General features: G+C 35.3%; 13 protein-coding genes. 6 read left to right on the top strand and 7 right to left on the bottom strand.

All coding sequences use genetic code 11. The features are described 5' to 3' along the window. Window positions 1-13: 13 nt before the first annotated feature. The gene (dgt, locus tag ACMHJ2_RS03325) at window positions 14-1,357 is read left to right on the top strand and encodes a dGTP triphosphohydrolase (protein ID WP_413511540.1); all 1,344 of its coding nucleotides are present in this window, start codon (window positions 14-16) and stop codon (window positions 1,355-1,357) included. A gap of 64 nt (window positions 1,358-1,421) precedes the next feature. Here the strand turns inward: dgt and ACMHJ2_RS03320 are convergent, their stop codons facing one another. From ACMHJ2_RS03320 to rplU, 3 genes are all read right to left on the bottom strand, one after another. Then, window positions 1,422-2,732, bottom strand: a complete 1,311-nt coding sequence (locus tag ACMHJ2_RS03320) for a hypothetical protein (protein ID WP_413511539.1) — start codon at window positions 2,730-2,732, stop codon at window positions 1,422-1,424. Window positions 2,733-3,069: 337 nt separating this feature from the next. After that, a complete protein-coding gene (gene rpmA / locus ACMHJ2_RS03315) occupies window positions 3,070-3,330 on the bottom strand; it encodes a 50S ribosomal protein L27 (protein ID WP_413511538.1) in 261 nt (86 codons plus the stop codon). A gap of 24 nt (window positions 3,331-3,354) precedes the next feature. Beyond that, window positions 3,355-3,717: a 50S ribosomal protein L21 gene (gene rplU, locus ACMHJ2_RS03310; RefSeq protein ID WP_413511537.1), complete on the bottom strand. Its 363-nt coding sequence runs from the start codon at window positions 3,715-3,717 to the stop codon at window positions 3,355-3,357. Window positions 3,718-3,933: 216 nt separating this feature from the next. On the opposite strand from rplU, the gene ACMHJ2_RS03305 reads away from it, so the two are divergent. From ACMHJ2_RS03305 to ACMHJ2_RS03295, 3 genes are all read left to right on the top strand, one after another. Further along, complete coding sequence (locus tag ACMHJ2_RS03305) at window positions 3,934-5,253, top strand: M16 family metallopeptidase (RefSeq protein WP_413511536.1); 1,320 nt, start codon at window positions 3,934-3,936, stop codon at window positions 5,251-5,253. 21 nt (window positions 5,254-5,274) lie between these two features. Beyond that, window positions 5,275-7,320: a M16 family metallopeptidase gene (locus ACMHJ2_RS03300; protein WP_413511535.1), complete on the top strand. Its 2,046-nt coding sequence runs from the start codon at window positions 5,275-5,277 to the stop codon at window positions 7,318-7,320. A gap of 237 nt (window positions 7,321-7,557) precedes the next feature. After that, complete coding sequence (locus tag ACMHJ2_RS03295; protein WP_413511534.1) at window positions 7,558-7,950, top strand: heavy-metal-associated domain-containing protein; 393 nt, start codon at window positions 7,558-7,560, stop codon at window positions 7,948-7,950. Window positions 7,951-7,997: 47 nt separating this feature from the next. Here the strand turns inward: ACMHJ2_RS03295 and gldD are convergent, their stop codons facing one another. Genes gldD through mutY form a run of 3 tightly spaced genes read right to left on the bottom strand, consistent with a single transcriptional unit; the run spans window position 7,998 to window position 10,088 of the window. Beyond that, window positions 7,998-8,579, bottom strand: coding sequence for a gliding motility lipoprotein GldD (gldD, locus tag ACMHJ2_RS03290; RefSeq protein WP_413511533.1), 582 nt, complete (start codon window positions 8,577-8,579; stop codon window positions 7,998-8,000). A 22-nt stretch (window positions 8,580-8,601) separates the two neighbouring features. After that, complete coding sequence (locus ACMHJ2_RS03285; RefSeq protein WP_413511532.1) at window positions 8,602-9,042, bottom strand: single-stranded DNA-binding protein; 441 nt, start codon at window positions 9,040-9,042, stop codon at window positions 8,602-8,604. A gap of 11 nt (window positions 9,043-9,053) precedes the next feature. Beyond that, a complete protein-coding gene (mutY, locus tag ACMHJ2_RS03280; RefSeq protein ID WP_413511531.1) occupies window positions 9,054-10,088 on the bottom strand; it encodes an A/G-specific adenine glycosylase in 1,035 nt (344 codons plus the stop codon). Between the two features lie 138 nt (window positions 10,089-10,226). Between mutY and ACMHJ2_RS03275 the strand changes: the two genes are divergently transcribed. Together ACMHJ2_RS03275 and ACMHJ2_RS03270 are read left to right on the top strand one after the other, a co-directional pair. Further along, on the top strand, window positions 10,227-10,523 hold the full coding sequence (locus ACMHJ2_RS03275; RefSeq protein ID WP_413511530.1) for an HU family DNA-binding protein: 297 nt from the start codon (window positions 10,227-10,229) through the stop codon (window positions 10,521-10,523). A 325-nt stretch (window positions 10,524-10,848) separates the two neighbouring features. Then, on the top strand, window positions 10,849-12,405 hold the full coding sequence (locus ACMHJ2_RS03270) for an Rne/Rng family ribonuclease (RefSeq protein WP_413511529.1): 1,557 nt from the start codon (window positions 10,849-10,851) through the stop codon (window positions 12,403-12,405). 35 nt (window positions 12,406-12,440) lie between these two features. Here ACMHJ2_RS03270 and pbpC read toward each other — a convergent pair whose 3' ends face one another. Then, complete coding sequence (pbpC, locus tag ACMHJ2_RS03265) at window positions 12,441-14,813, bottom strand: penicillin-binding protein 1C (protein ID WP_413511528.1); 2,373 nt, start codon at window positions 14,811-14,813, stop codon at window positions 12,441-12,443. Window positions 14,814-14,838 lie beyond the last annotated feature (25 nt).

The following is a 14,838-nucleotide window of genomic DNA, read 5'->3' as shown; positions in this document are numbered from 1 at the left end:
AAGAGTATAATATATGATGAAATGGGAAAAGTTGCTGTCTTTAAAAAAGCATGGCGACACCTTTGTTAGAAATCGTTTAGATGAAAGTCAAACAAGAATCGGTTTTGAAGTAGATTATGATCGCATCATTTTTTCATCCCCTTTTCGCAGTTTACAGGATAAAACACAAGTTATCCCTTTATCAAAAACTGATTTTGTTCATACAAGATTAACCCATAGTCTCGAAGTTTCTGTGGTAGGACGTTCTTTAGGACGTAATGTAGGGGAGAAGCTTTTGAAGAAATACACGCATTTAACAGAAGAATACGGATATACTGTAAATGATTTTGGTGCGATTGTCGCTGCAGCATCCTTAGCGCATGATATTGGAAATCCCCCTTTTGGACATTCTGGAGAAAAGGCAATCGGCGATTTTTTTAATCGCGGAAAAGGGCTTGTTTTTAAAGAAAAATTAACCGAAAAAGAATGGCAGGATTTAATTGATTTTGAAGGAAATGCCAATGGATTTTCTATTTTGACGAAATCGCGTCCGGGTATTGAAGGTGGTTTGCGTATTTCGTATGCTACCTTAGGTGCATTTACAAAATATCCCAAAGAGAGTTTGCCTAAAAAACCAACCCGCGATATTTCAGACAAGAAATATGGCTTTTTTCAAGGCGATAAAGAAGCATTTATTGATGTAGCTTCAGAATTGGGTATGATCATGAAAGACGATCGCGTAGAAACCGCCTTTTATCGTCATCCCTTGGCTTATTTAGTAGAAGCGGCGGATGATATATGCTACACAATTACCGATTTTGAAGATGGAATTAATCTCGGTTGGATTCCTGAAGAGCATGCATTGGAATTCTTAATCATGATTGTTCAGAATAGTATCAATACACAAAAATACTCTCAATTAAATTCAAAAGAGGATCGTGTGAGCTATTTAAGAGCCTTGGCGATCGGTAGTTTAATTGATGATGTTACACGTTTGTTTATTGAAAACGAAGAAAAGATTTTAGCAGGTGATTATCCTTTTGCACTAACAGAGAAGTGTTCTTACATTGCGCAGATGAAAGATATTTTAGCAGTGAGTATTAATAACGTTTATCAGAGCAAAGAAGTAATTGAAAAGGAGATCATCGGGTATCAAGTGATTGAAACGCTCTTAGAACGTTTTATTACGGCTACAAATAACCGTTATTATGGTGAAGATAATCACTATGACGGATTGATCATTAAATTATTGCCAGAGCGTTATATTATTGAAACGGATAGTTTGTACGAACGCTTGATGAGTATTTGTCATTTTGTTTCGATGTTGACCGATGGAAAAGCATTAGAATTGTATCATACCATCAAAGTAACCAAATAAAAAAACGGCTTTTGAAACTAGTTCAAAAGCCGTTTTTCATTAGTTAAACAAATGTGGAAATGCCTTATTTTTTTGTTGTAGGAATCCAAACATGCGCGTAAGCCATCATATTTTCTCCCCACATATTCATAGCAGCTGGTGCTGCTAGTGCTTTCGCTTCTTCTAACGTAGTACCAATTACGTTTCCTTTACTCGTTGAGATAGAAGTAACTCCGCCTTTTGTTGCAATTGCAAATGTAGCTTTTGTTCCATCTTGGTAATCTTTTACATATAAAGTTAAGAATTGCCCATTTCTTTCAGCATAGTAGCCTTCAGAGTTTAAAATTTCAAAGATAATTTGCCCTTTTGTTTCATCTGAAAATACTCTTTTTAATTCTAATTTTCCACCTGCCTCAAACGTTCCTGATCCAGCGAAATCTCCCATGAATAAAAAGGCCTCATTGTTTGAACCCATTTTAAATTCATAGTACCCTAAATTATTTCCAATAATAGCAGATACATACGTACCATTTAATCCTTCAAATTCAGGAGAGGCTATTGAACCCTCTTTCGTATACGTAGTGAAGTTAGCTCCTGTTAAGTCTGTCGCTAAAGCAAATTCAGCTTCCGCTTTTGCTTTTGCATCTGCTTCCCCGAATGTTAAACGCGCAACATCTACCGTGTTTTCAGTGATGTTTTTTAACTGAGTTACATAATAAGTACTCGCTTTTTCACCTATACCTTGTAATAAAATTTTATTAGTGTTCTTGTTGTGTTGTAATACTTTCATGTCATAAGAACCGTTGAAATTTATCACTGAATTAGTGAAGCTGTAGTAATAGGTATGTCCTTGACCTGAGAAAATATACTTTCCTTGAACGGGTAAGTTGATTTTTATCGTTTCGTTACCTGTTTTCGTTAATTTTAACCAGCTAAACTTGTTGTTTGTGTGATCTGGTGTTGTATTTCCTGTACTTGGATACGTAGTTTCAATTGCTTCAATTTCTGATTTAAAAGAGTAATCAATATTAATGTCTAAGGATTCATCTTTAATATTTCTGAAGAAAAACGCTTTATATTCGCTTTCAGTTACGTGTTTCGCTACAACTTTTAATACATTATTATCGTCTTTGTATACTTTGATAATGTTATAGTTGTCGTCTTCTTGACCGCTTCCAGCCATACCAGACATTTGCATGCTGATCGTTTTCTTTGTGAATTCAAATGGAATTGGATTCCCAGCGTGTGCATAGGCATAATTTCCTTCAAATGGAAGTTCTGAACCTACTTCTGTCTGTCCGTCTTTTTTGCGGATAACATCGTCATCACTAGAACAGCTTACAGAAAGAAAAGCTAGAATGGCTAAAGCAGATAAAAATTTAGTTACTTTCATCATGTTTGATAGTATGAATTTTAGTTAAAATTAATTTAGACCAAAAATAAATAATGAAAATGAGATACGCAACACTATTTGTATTATTTCTAAATAAAAACTAAAAATAGCAATTTGTCGCTGATTAAAACAAGGAAAATACGGGGAGAATAGGAGATAAATACGGGATAAAGGTGCGCTAATTGCTTTATTTCCTGCTATTTACTGAAATAAAGTTTGCGTTTTAGGGTGACGAAGGGAAATATAAAACAGGGATATAAAAAAAGGTACTGTGAAATTCACAGTACCTTTTTTTATTTTTTTAATCTTTTTATTTGTTACAAACAAATAAAATAGATTCTTAAGCTTCAAATGGTAAGATAGAAACGTAAGACTTGTTGTCTCTTTTCTTTTGGAATTTAACAACACCGTCAACTTTAGCATGTAAAGTATGGTCTTTTCCCATATAAACGTTTTCACCAGGATTATGCTTAGAACCTCTTTGTCTAACAAGGATGTTTCCAGCGATAGCAGCTTGACCACCGTAAATCTTAACACCTAAGCGTTTCGATTCTGATTCTCTACCATTCTTTGAACTTCCGACACCTTTTTTGTGAGCCATGACGTTATAATTTTAAATTGTTAATTACTCAGCTGCTTCAGCTGTTTCTTTTTTAGTCGCTTTTTTCTTTGCTCCACCGAAATTGATTCCTTCAATAACGATTTGAGTTAAAGATTGTCTGTGACCGTTTTTCTTTTTGTAACCTTTTCTTCTTTTCTTTTTGAAAACGATTACTTTATCACCTTTAAGGTGTTGTAAAATTTTCGCTTCCACAGAAGCACCTTCTATAACTGGGGCGCCTATAGTAATGTTGTTGTTATCATCAACTAAAAGAACTTTATCAAAAATGATAGTCGCTCCTTCTTCTGATGCTAAACGGTGAACATAAACTTTAAGGTCTTTGCTAACTTTGAATTGTTGCCCTGCTATCTCTACGATTGCGTACATAACAATAAATTATTAATGTTTAATTAAGTGTGCAAATGTACAATTTTTTTTTAATGAGTCAAATTTTTTTAAAAATAAATAAGGAATTGAATGACAAGGGATAACGCTAAACAAAAGGGTTAAATGTTAAAGTCTAGAAATAAATCCTATTTGGGTGTAACAAAAAACAAAAAAAGCGTCTTATAAGTCTATAAACTAAATTCAAACAACTAAAAAATGAAAAGATCACTCTTGATTTTAGGCGCCTTGTTTTTTGGAATGACTGCGTCAGCTCAAAAAGTGGAATTCGAAGAATACACTTTGGATAATGGGCTTAAAGTTATTTTGCATCAGGATAAATCAGCTCCTGTAGTTATTGCTTCTGTGATGTATCACGTAGGTGCAAAGGATGAAAATCCTGAACGCACAGGATTTGCGCATTTCTTTGAGCATTTATTATTTGAAGGAACAAAAAATATTGAACGCGGAGAATGGTTCAAGTTGGTAACGGCAAATGGCGGTAAAAACAATGCAAATACCTCGGACGATAGAACGTATTACTACGAAGTGTTTCCATCGAATAATTTAGAATTAGCTTTATGGATGGAATCGGAACGTTTGATGCATCCGGTTATTAATCAAATTGGAGTAGATACGCAAAACGAAGTGGTAAAAGAAGAGAAGCGTTTGCGTATGGATAATCAGCCTTATGGTCAACTTTTGCCAGAGGTTAAGAAAAATTTGTTTACTAAACACCCGTACCGTTGGGCTCCTATTGGTTCAATGGAACATTTAGACGCTGCTACTTTAGATGAGTTTTTAGCTTTTAATAAAAAATTCTATATTCCTAATAATGCCGTGTTAGTAGTAGCTGGTGATTTTGAAACTGCACAAGCGAAAAACTGGATTAAACAATACTTTGGTTCGATTGAAAAAGGAACCTCAATTTCACGTGCATCGATTCAAGAAGATCCTATTACAAAAGAAATTAGAGCGGAGTACCAAGACCCGAATATTCAAATTCCAATGTTGATTCAAGCGTATCGTACGCCTTCTATGAAAACGCGTGAAGCACGTGTATTAGATATGATTTCTTCTATTTTATCAAATGGAAAAAGTTCTAGATTGTACAAGAAAATTGTGGATGAGCAGAAAAAAGCACTAGAAATTGGAGCGTTTAACTTAAGTCAAGAAGATTATGGGGCATACTTAATTTACGGTTTGCCAATGCAAGGGTATACAACGGAAGACTTAGTGACTGAGATTGATAAAGAAATTGCAAAACTACAAACGGAATTAATTTCTGAACGCGATTTCCAAAAATTGCAAAACGTTATGGAAAACGAGTATGTTAGTGGAAATGCTGACTTAGAAGGATTGGCTCATAACTTAGCGACATACAGCTTGTTATATGGGGATACTAATTTGATTAACACGAATATTGAGATGTATAGAGCTATTACTCGTGAAGAAATTCGCGATGTAGCTAAGAAATACTTGAATAAAAATCAACGTTTAATCTTAGATTATATTCCAGAGAAAGACGCTAATAACTAATGCTAAACAAGTAGAAGAAAAATGAAAAAAGTATATATATATGCAGCTAGTTTAGTTTTTGCTTTGACAGCTGCTCAATTACAAGCACAGGATAGAAAACAACCTTTATCAGGACCTGTACCGACAGTACATATAGGACAACCAACTTCATTTGTATTGAAAAACGGATTGAAAGTATTAGTTGTTCCCAATCATAAATTACCCCAAGTATCCTATACCTTAACGATTGATAATCCTTTAGTTGCTGAGGGAGATAAAGCCGGAGTTACTTCTATTTTATCTCAAGTATTAGGGAATCAAACGAAAAAAATGTCTAAAGAAAAATTCAATGATGAAATTGATTTTTTAGGGGCAAATGTTCGTTTTTTCTCTAGTGGAGCTTATGCAAGTGGTTTGTCAAAGTACAATGAAACTATTTTAGGTTTGTTGGCAGATGGTGCCTTAAATTCAGTACTAACACAAGACGAATTTGATAAAGCAAAAGCACAGGTAATAGAATCTTTAAAAACAAGTGAAAAAAGTGTATCGGCTGTGGCTAGTCGTGTAGAAGATGCTTTGTTGTATGGAAAAAATTCTGCAGCAGGAGAATTTGAAACCGAAGCTACAGTAAGTAAGGTTACATTGGCAGATGTACAAGAATACTATACCAAGTATTTTACACCTAACAATGCATATTTGGTAGTAGTTGGGGATGTTGAGTACAAAAAAACGGAAAAGATAGTAAAATTGTTATTCAACAGTTGGAAAACGTCAGCTACACAATTTGCTACTTCTGAAACCAATAAAAATGTAGCAACTACACAAATAGATTTCGTAAATATGCCGAATGCGGTGCAATCTGAAATTGCATTAGTGAATGAGGTGAATTTAAAAATGACCGACTCCGATTATTTTGCTGCTCTTTTAGCGAATCAAATCCTTGGTGGAGGTGGTGAAGGACGTTTATTTCTAAATCTTCGTGAAGCACATGGATGGACCTATGGGGCCTATTCATCAATAAGTGTGGCACGTAAATATCCAGGTAAATTTAGAGCTAGTGCTTCTGTTCGTAACGTAGTAACGGATAGTGCAGTAACAGAATTTATCAAAGAGATTGAGTTAATGCGTACTACTTTAGTGAAAGATGAGGAGTTAAAAATGGCGAAGGCTAAGTATATCGGAAACTTTGTGATGGAAATCCAAAAACCAGAAACAGTAGCTCGCTATGCCTTAAACAAAGAATTGCATAAGTTGCCTGCTAATTTTTATGAAAACTATATCAAAGGAATCAATGCAGTAACAGCAGCAGATGTTCAGAAAGCTGCACAAAAGTATTTCTTGAATGATGCTATGCGTATCGTTATCGTTGGAAAAGGAGCAGATGTGGTAACTAGCTTAGAAGGGCTGAAAAAATCGATGTATTTCTACGATAAAGAAGCAAATCCAGTTGAGAAACCCGTATTTAAAAAAGAAGTACCTGCAGGTGTAACAGTTGAAACGGTTTTTGCGGGTTATATTAAAGCAATCGGTGGAACAGATAAAGTAAAAGCTGTTAAATCGCTTTTAGTACTGAGTGAAGCTGAAGTTCAAGGAATGAAGTTGGAGATGGTTAATAAAATAAAAGACGGATACTTATCATCAGAACAAAAAATGATGGGTGCTGTAATGTCTAAACAAATTATTACGCCAAAAGAAGGGTATACGGTTGTACAAGGACAAAAAACAGAGCTTACTGGCGAAGAATTAAAAGCAGCACAAGCGGAGGCAGTTCCATTTGCTGAGTTAAAAGCAAATTCAGCTGCTGTATTAACTGGAATTGAGTCAATCAATGGTGTTGATGCTTATGGCGTTAAAACTGGGGATACAACAAGCTATTACGCGGTAACAACAGGATTAAAAATTGCTGTTGTTCAGGAAGTAGAGCAAATGGGGCAAAAAATGCAACAGGTTGTAAACTATTCAGATTATAAAGAAGTTAAGGGAATCAAATTTCCATTTGTACAAATGATGAATGTCGGTATCGAGATTGAATTGAAAACAAAGGAAATTAAGATTAACGAAGGAGTATCGGATGCAGATTTTAAATAATCTTTTTTAAAATTAATTATAATTCTTTTGAAAAGTCGCGATTCTATTTGAATCGCGACTTTTTTTTGATTCAAGTGTACTGTAAAAATAGGTTTGCGGTTAAGGGTTAACTGTCAACCGAAAGGAGTGATTGTCAAAATAAAAAGAATGAATAACGGAGCAAGGAGCCTTTATTTTTTTTGTATTTTTGCAAGTACAAAAAACATTGTGTCAATCGAATAGTTAATAAAGAACCAAATGAAAATAGTAAAACTAGGATTAGTAGCCTTACTAGGAGGAATCTTTTTAGTAGGATGTAAAAGCGAAACTAAAAAAGAGGAAGGCAAAGTAGAAACTGTAGCGCAAGTAAAAGCAGCAGAAGTAGCTGAATCAAATGAGGTAGCAGGAACTATGGAACAAGCTACTTTTCAAATTGAAGGAATGACGTGTGCCTTAGGGTGCGCGAAGATGATTGAAGGAAAATTGACAGGATTAACAGGAGTAAAAGAAGCAAAAGTTGATTTTGATGCTAAAACAGCTACTGTTATTTTTGATGATGCCAAACAAAGTGGAGAATCCTTAACTCAAACCGTTCAAAAAATTGCGAACGGCAGTTATAAAGTAGAAAATTTAGAGGTTAAGACTCTTTAATTTAGTTATAAGTAAAAAAGCTTTCGTTCTAAACGAAAGCTTTTTTTTTATTTATTTTGTTCCCATTTCAGGGACTCTAACATCTGTCGCATATCTTTTTGGATATAGGCACTGGCAGGGAGAATAGAATCAAAGTTGGGTTTCGCATAAAAATACAAAGAAGCCACTACGAAGTTCTTTACGCTATCTGTTGCGTAGAACTGCACATTGGTTGCTGCATTGCCTCCTACGTGATAAAACATGCCGAAAACACGGTCTTTTTCGTTCATAAAGGGTTGCTCTATAATCTCATCCGCTTTGATGAAATGTTCATAGGTCAGTTTTTGGGCATCTTTTAATAAAGCCTCCAAATTGTTATTGACTGTTTTGTAGTTCATGAAAACCGTAGCTTTCATCTGAGGATAATGTACTTCAAAAGCCGTTGATTTTAGTTCTTTTACCGAGGCATTTTTGTTTAAATCAAAAGTGAAATGATGGAAAGAATTTTCATAGGTTTTGTATTCTTGTTCCGGATAATTGAGTGCTAAATACGCATTAGGTCTTGGCGTTGTTTCTTTTTTACAAGAACTGAGCAGTAGCAGTAAACCTAATAAGGGCGCACCATAGTGAGCCAGGGTTGGTTTGAACATATAGTTTATTTACTTCTCCGTGTTAAAACGGTAAATTATCGTTGTTGTTTTCTCCAGGAACTGAAAAGTTGTCAATCGCCTTTTTTCGTTCTATTTCTTCGGGTGTAAGTGTTTTACTACTTTCTTTTTTGGTGTCTAAAAACATAAATTCCGTCACGATGATTTCTACGGTTTGTTTTTGGATGCCTTCTTCGGTTACCCACTGTCGAGTTCGGATTCGACCTTCTACATAGATTCGATCTCCTTTGGTAAGAAATTTTTCACAAACTTCCGCTTGCTTATTGCGAACGACAACATTGTGCCATTCGGTTGAGGTCATGCGCTCACCAGTCGATTTGTTAATATAAACTTCATTAGTAGCTAAAGGAAAACGCCCAATGCAATTGCCATTTTCAAAATAGTGTGTTTTGACGTTTTCACCTAGGTGACCAATCAGCGTTACTTTGTTCAACGTTCCATTCATAAGTGAAAAAATTATACGTTTATCGACTGAATAAAGTTATGAATTACAATTGGAAAACCAAATTTATTTAATTCATGCCATGGGGTGCTAATTCTAGCATCGCTGTTCGTTTTAATCAACCAAAAATGAATGTGTAGTTTTTGGTGGGATAATTGATGAATAATCACTTCTTCAGTGAGGCGCTCCAACTGAAGAATCTCATAGTCTGCAAACGTTGTTTGTAGGTATTCTTCAAGGTTTGGAGACGTGTTTTCGAATCGATCAATTACGGGAAACTGATATAAGTTTTGCCAGATATCTTTTTGCGTGCGCTGTTCAATCAGGGTATTGTTGGCTGCATCTAAGAAAATTAAGAAATCGAGATAGCGATTTTTAACTTTGACTTTGCTTAGTTTAACTGGTAGTTTGTCTATCTGATTGGTTTGATAGGCAACACAGGTGGTAATAAATGGACAGGGAGTACAATTTACCCCTTTTGGGGTGCATTGTATAGCGCCAAAATCCATAATTGCTTGGTTGAATAAGGCAGGCTCTTTTTGTGAAATAAGGGTTGCAGCTAACTGTTGAAATTCTTTTTTAGTTCTTTGACTTGAGATATCAGATGTAATTCCGTAAATTCGTGCGAGAACTCGAAAGACATTTCCATCCACAACGGGAACAACTTCATCAAATGCAAGAGAGGCAATTGCGGCAGCGGTATATTCACCTACGCCTTTTAAGGTAAGAAGTTCGGTGTAAGTAGTTGGGAATCGACCTTGTAGTTCATAGGCTATTTTTTTGGCGGTACCGTGTAAATTACGTGCCCGACTGTAGTAACCTAAGCCTTGCCAGAGTAATAAAACATCGTTTTCTTGGGCATTTGCGAGATCAAAAATAGTAGGATATGCCTGTTTAAAAGCCTCAAAATAGGGTAATCCTTGTACAACACGCGTCTGTTGTAATATAATTTCTGATAGCCAAATGTGATAAGGATCTTTTGTTTCACGCCAAGGTAAAAAACGTTTGTTGTCTAAATACCAAGCTATTAGTTTGTTAGAGAAATCCATGTCAAAATTATATGAGGGGCAAAAATAAAGATATATAATTAAATTTTAATCGATTAAGATTGAATTATTGGATTATAAATTAATATATTTGCACACTCTAAAAAAAACAGACAACAACAAATATAATTAATATCTAAAATGACTAAAGCGGACATTGTAGCTAAAATTTCAGAGAAATTAGGGCTTGAGAAAGGTGACGTTCAAGCGACAGTAGAATCTTTTATGGATGAAGTAAAAGCGTCGTTAGAAACAGGAGAAAATGTGTATTTAAGAGGTTTTGGAAGTTTTATCATCAAGACAAGAGCTGAAAAAACGGGAAGAAACATTTCTAAAAACACAACAATTAGAATTCCGGCTCATAACATTCCTGCATTTAAACCAGCTAAAGTGTTTGTAGAGGGTGTAAAGTCAAACACAGAAGTAACAGTAAAATAATTTATTAATCTCTAAATTAGACACATTATGCCAAGTGGTAAAAAAAGAAAAAGACATAAGGTAGCAACGCACAAGCGTAAGAAAAGAGCGAGAGCTAACCGTCACAAAAAGAAAAAGTAGTTTAATACTACTTTTTTCTTTTCTAAGAAAGTTCAAGATGCGTTCATTGATAACTATCTTATCAAGTTGAAAAAAGAAGAAAACAAGGGGAAAACTTGTTTTTAAAATAATGTTTAATCCATCTATACAAACTCATTTTGTTTTGAAGGGATTCTCGAAATAACCAAAACAGTGTAATGAATGAGTATGGATAAAAATGTACAGTGTGAATAAAGAGCTAATTATTAGATCGAATTCTGATACAGTAGATTTTGCCTTATTAAAAGATGGAAAACTAATTGAACTGCATAGAGAGCGTGAAGCTGATGAAGGAAATGGTTTTCAAGTAGGGGATATTTTTGTCGCTAAAATTAGAAAACCCGTTCCGGGATTAAATGCCGCTTTCGTGCATGTAGGTTTTGAAAAAGATGCTTTTTTGCATTATCACGACTTAGGTCCGAATTTAAAAACGCTACTAAAGTTCACAAAACTTGTAAGTGGAGGTAAATTAAAAGATTACGCCTTAGAAAATTTTGTCTTTGAAGATGAAATTGATAAAGATGGAGCTATTACAGATGTATTAAGCGCTAATCAATCTTTATTAGTTCAGATTGTAAAAGAACCTATTTCTACAAAAGGACCCCGTATTAGTTCTGAATTATCAATAGCCGGCAGATATGTCGTTCTTGTGCCTTTTTCGAATCGCATTTCAATTTCTCAAAAAATTGAATCCAAAGAAGAAAAAGAGCGATTAAAGAAATTATTACAGTCTATCAAACCAAAAGGTTTTGGAGTAATCGTTCGCACGGTTGCCGAAGGAATGAAAGTCAGTGAAATCGATAAAGATTTAACCAACTTGATGTCCAAATGGAACAACATGTGCAAAAAGTTAACAACCGCACAGCATCCTTCAAAAGTATTAGGTGAAGTCAATAAAGCTTCTTCTATTTTGAGAGATGTTTTTAATGATACTTTTACAGGTATTGTTACGGATGATGAGGATTTGTATTATCAAACTAAAGACTATCTTCAAGAAATTGCACCTTCTAAGGTGTCGATTGTCAAACATTATCAATCGAGAGAAGTTCCTATTTTTGAGAAATACAACATTGAACGCCAAATAAAAACCTCTTTTGGTAAAACGGTTTCTATGAGCAAAGGTGCTTATTTGATCATAGAGCATACAGAGGCGTTACATGTTATTGATGTGAATAGTGGAAATCGTTCAAATAAGGCACAATCACAAGAAGATACAGCCCTTGAAGTTAATTTAATTGCTGCTGCAGAAATTGCACGTCAATTAAGATTAAGAGATATGGGTGGAATTATTGTAGTTGATTTTATTGATATGGGTAATCCAGAGAATAGAAAAACACTCTATGACTTCTTGAAAGAAGAAATGAGCGATGATAAAGCGAAACACAAAATTTTACCACCAAGTAAATTTGGATTGATTCAAATCACTAGACAAAGAGTTCGACCAGAAGTGTCAATTGAAACTAGAGAGGAAGATCCAAATGAACACGGGGAGATTGAGGCGCCTATTTTAGTTATTGAAAAAATTAGAGCCCGAATCGAAAATATTATTGCAAAGGATCCGTCTTGCAAAATAATCTTGAATACACACCCTTTTGTGGCAGCTTATTTAACCAAAGGCTTGCCATCTTTAAGAACAAAGTGGTGGTTTGAATTCAAGAAATGGATCAAAATTGTACCACGTGACGCTTACACGTATTTAGAATACCATTTCTTTGACGAAAAAGGCAAGGAAATATCAGAATAACGAAAAACCCAAAACGCACTGTTTTGGGTTTTTTGTTAGGTTGGTTTTTCAATATAAAATTCAATGGTTTGCGTATGCCCTTCTTCATCGGTAATCGCAAGGTAATTAATCCCTGGATTGCCATAGACGGCCAATTCGTGAAATTGTTTGGTCGTGCCAATGTATTGCTCATTCAAGTACCAAAAGAGCGTTTTATTTGCGCTGCTTGAACTAGCCTTAGCAATGAACGGTTGTAATTCCGAAAAGAAATTCTTGGTTAAATAAATATGATCCCCGTGTTTGGGGTAGATGAATTCAATTTTTTTGAACTGATCCTGGGTAATACAATCTGTGCGAAAGGCCGGTAAATCTTGATATTCACTATGTGATTTTCTATAAAAATACGCCATAGTAGGCGGTAAGATAAACCACGGAGTTGAAAAGATGCGATCAATTGATTCACATTGACTATTGACTTGATACTGCCGATTTGAATCTAAATGAACCAATTTGTGATACGGACATAACACTGTTTTTTTAGCTCTAAAAGGAATTAAGTTTGTTTTTGTTTGCATACAATTCGGTCCTGCTAAATAACCTGAGGTTTGACAAATGGGAACTTCTTCTAGATCATTGAGTGGGGGGGCAATATCCTTTTGTTGAGGTAATAGCTTGAACAAGTCAAATAATATGGGCCCTGCCATGCGAACTCCACTGATAGAAGGACGACCTTCGCCAGTTGCATTTCCCACCCAAACACTTACAATGTATTTTTTATTTACACCAATTGCCCAAGCATCTCGTCCACCAAAACTCGTTCCTGTTTTCCAGGCGATTTTAAGCGCTGAGTCGTAGTATTGCCAGGCCTCATCACCTTCGGGTCTATTTACTTTAGTTAGTGCTTCAAAGGTGTCGTAAATTGCTCCTGCGCCCCAGATTGTCTTTTCTTTCGAAGTTTCTCCATACGATTGAACGTAATCGCTCTTCCAGTTTAATTCTTGGATTTCTTTTGTGCGATATTGATGCTCTTTATTGTAGTAATTCAGCGTTCCCATTAATCCTGCATACGCTCTCGTTAATTGCCATAAACTACTCTCGGCTCCTCCTAAAATTAAGGATAGTCCGTAATGATCGGGATATTTGTTGATAGAAGATAAATTTAATTGCTGCAAATTATCGTAAAATCGATATACGCCATATTGCTGTAGTAGTAAGACAAAAGGAATGTTTAATGAACGTGATAACGCTTCGTTTGCATGGACTGCTCCTTCATAACTATTGGAAAAGTTAGTGGGTTTATAACCCGATATTACAATGGGAATATCAGCTACTAATTGATGCGGTAATAGAGAGGCATCATCTAACATAGCCGCATAGAGAAATGGTTTTAATATACTGCCCGTGCTTCGAGAGGCTTGAATAATATCTACATCTTTTTGATGCGCTGCGGTAGTAGGTGCGTTTCCAATATAGGCTACTATATCTCGGTTTTCTACATCGACAATAAGTGCAGCTATGTTGTAAACTTCCGCTTGTCTATAATGGAGGTAATAGTTTTCAATAATAGCATTTGCTCGTTGTTGAATGGCATAATCTACAGTGGTTACTATGCGTTCTTGCTTATTGGTTTTGGCAATGTATTGCAAGAGGTGTGGGGCAAGTTGAGGTAACTCATGTGGTTTTTGGGGTAAAGGCTCCGTGATAGCTAGCTCATAGGTATTTTGATCGATGCTTTTTTGGTCTAAAAGTTTTTTCAAAAGAGCATTTCTCTTGTTGAAAAGTATTTCTTGATTTTTTCCAGGGTAGATTAATCGAGGCGCATTGGGTAAAACGGCCAATGTAGCACTTTCTGCCCAAGAAAGTTGTTCAGGAGAAGTGCCAAAATACCGCCACGCCGCAACATCCAATCCCACTACATTCCCTCCAAAAGGAGCATGAGAAGCATATAAACTTAAAATAGTGGCTTTACTGTATTTGAATTCTAAACGCGTTGCTTGAATTGCTTCGATTATTTTTTCAAAATACGTTCTTTTTTTGCCATTTCTCGCTAAGCGAATGGTTTGCTGCGTTAAAGTACTACCCCCTCTTTTTACCTTTTTTGCGGAGGTATTAGCCACAAAAGCTTTGACAATTGAAACCGGATTGATTCCCCAATGGTACTTAAAATAGTCATCTTCATAAGCAATAATACATGCTTTAAATTTATCGGGAACTGCTTGCATTTCAGGAAATCGCCATTGCCCATCTGTAGCAATTTGAGCAGCTAAGAGTTGATTGTCTTTACTTTCAATGACAGTAGAATAGGGCTTGTCAAACAAAGTTTGAGGTAAACAAAAGTAGTAGGCAATCATTGCGATACCCACGAGAATTGAAAGCACTTTCTTTTTAAGGCTCCAAGTACGCCATTTTAGATTGATTGTCAATTTCATATAAAGCAATACAGGGATAGTTAAT

Source organism: Myroides odoratus (assembly GCF_965118575.1).
In the GTDB taxonomy this organism is placed as follows: Bacteria; Bacteroidota; Bacteroidia; order Flavobacteriales; family Flavobacteriaceae; genus Flavobacterium; species Flavobacterium odoratum_B.
This window is presented reverse-complemented; position numbering and strand designations above follow the sequence as displayed.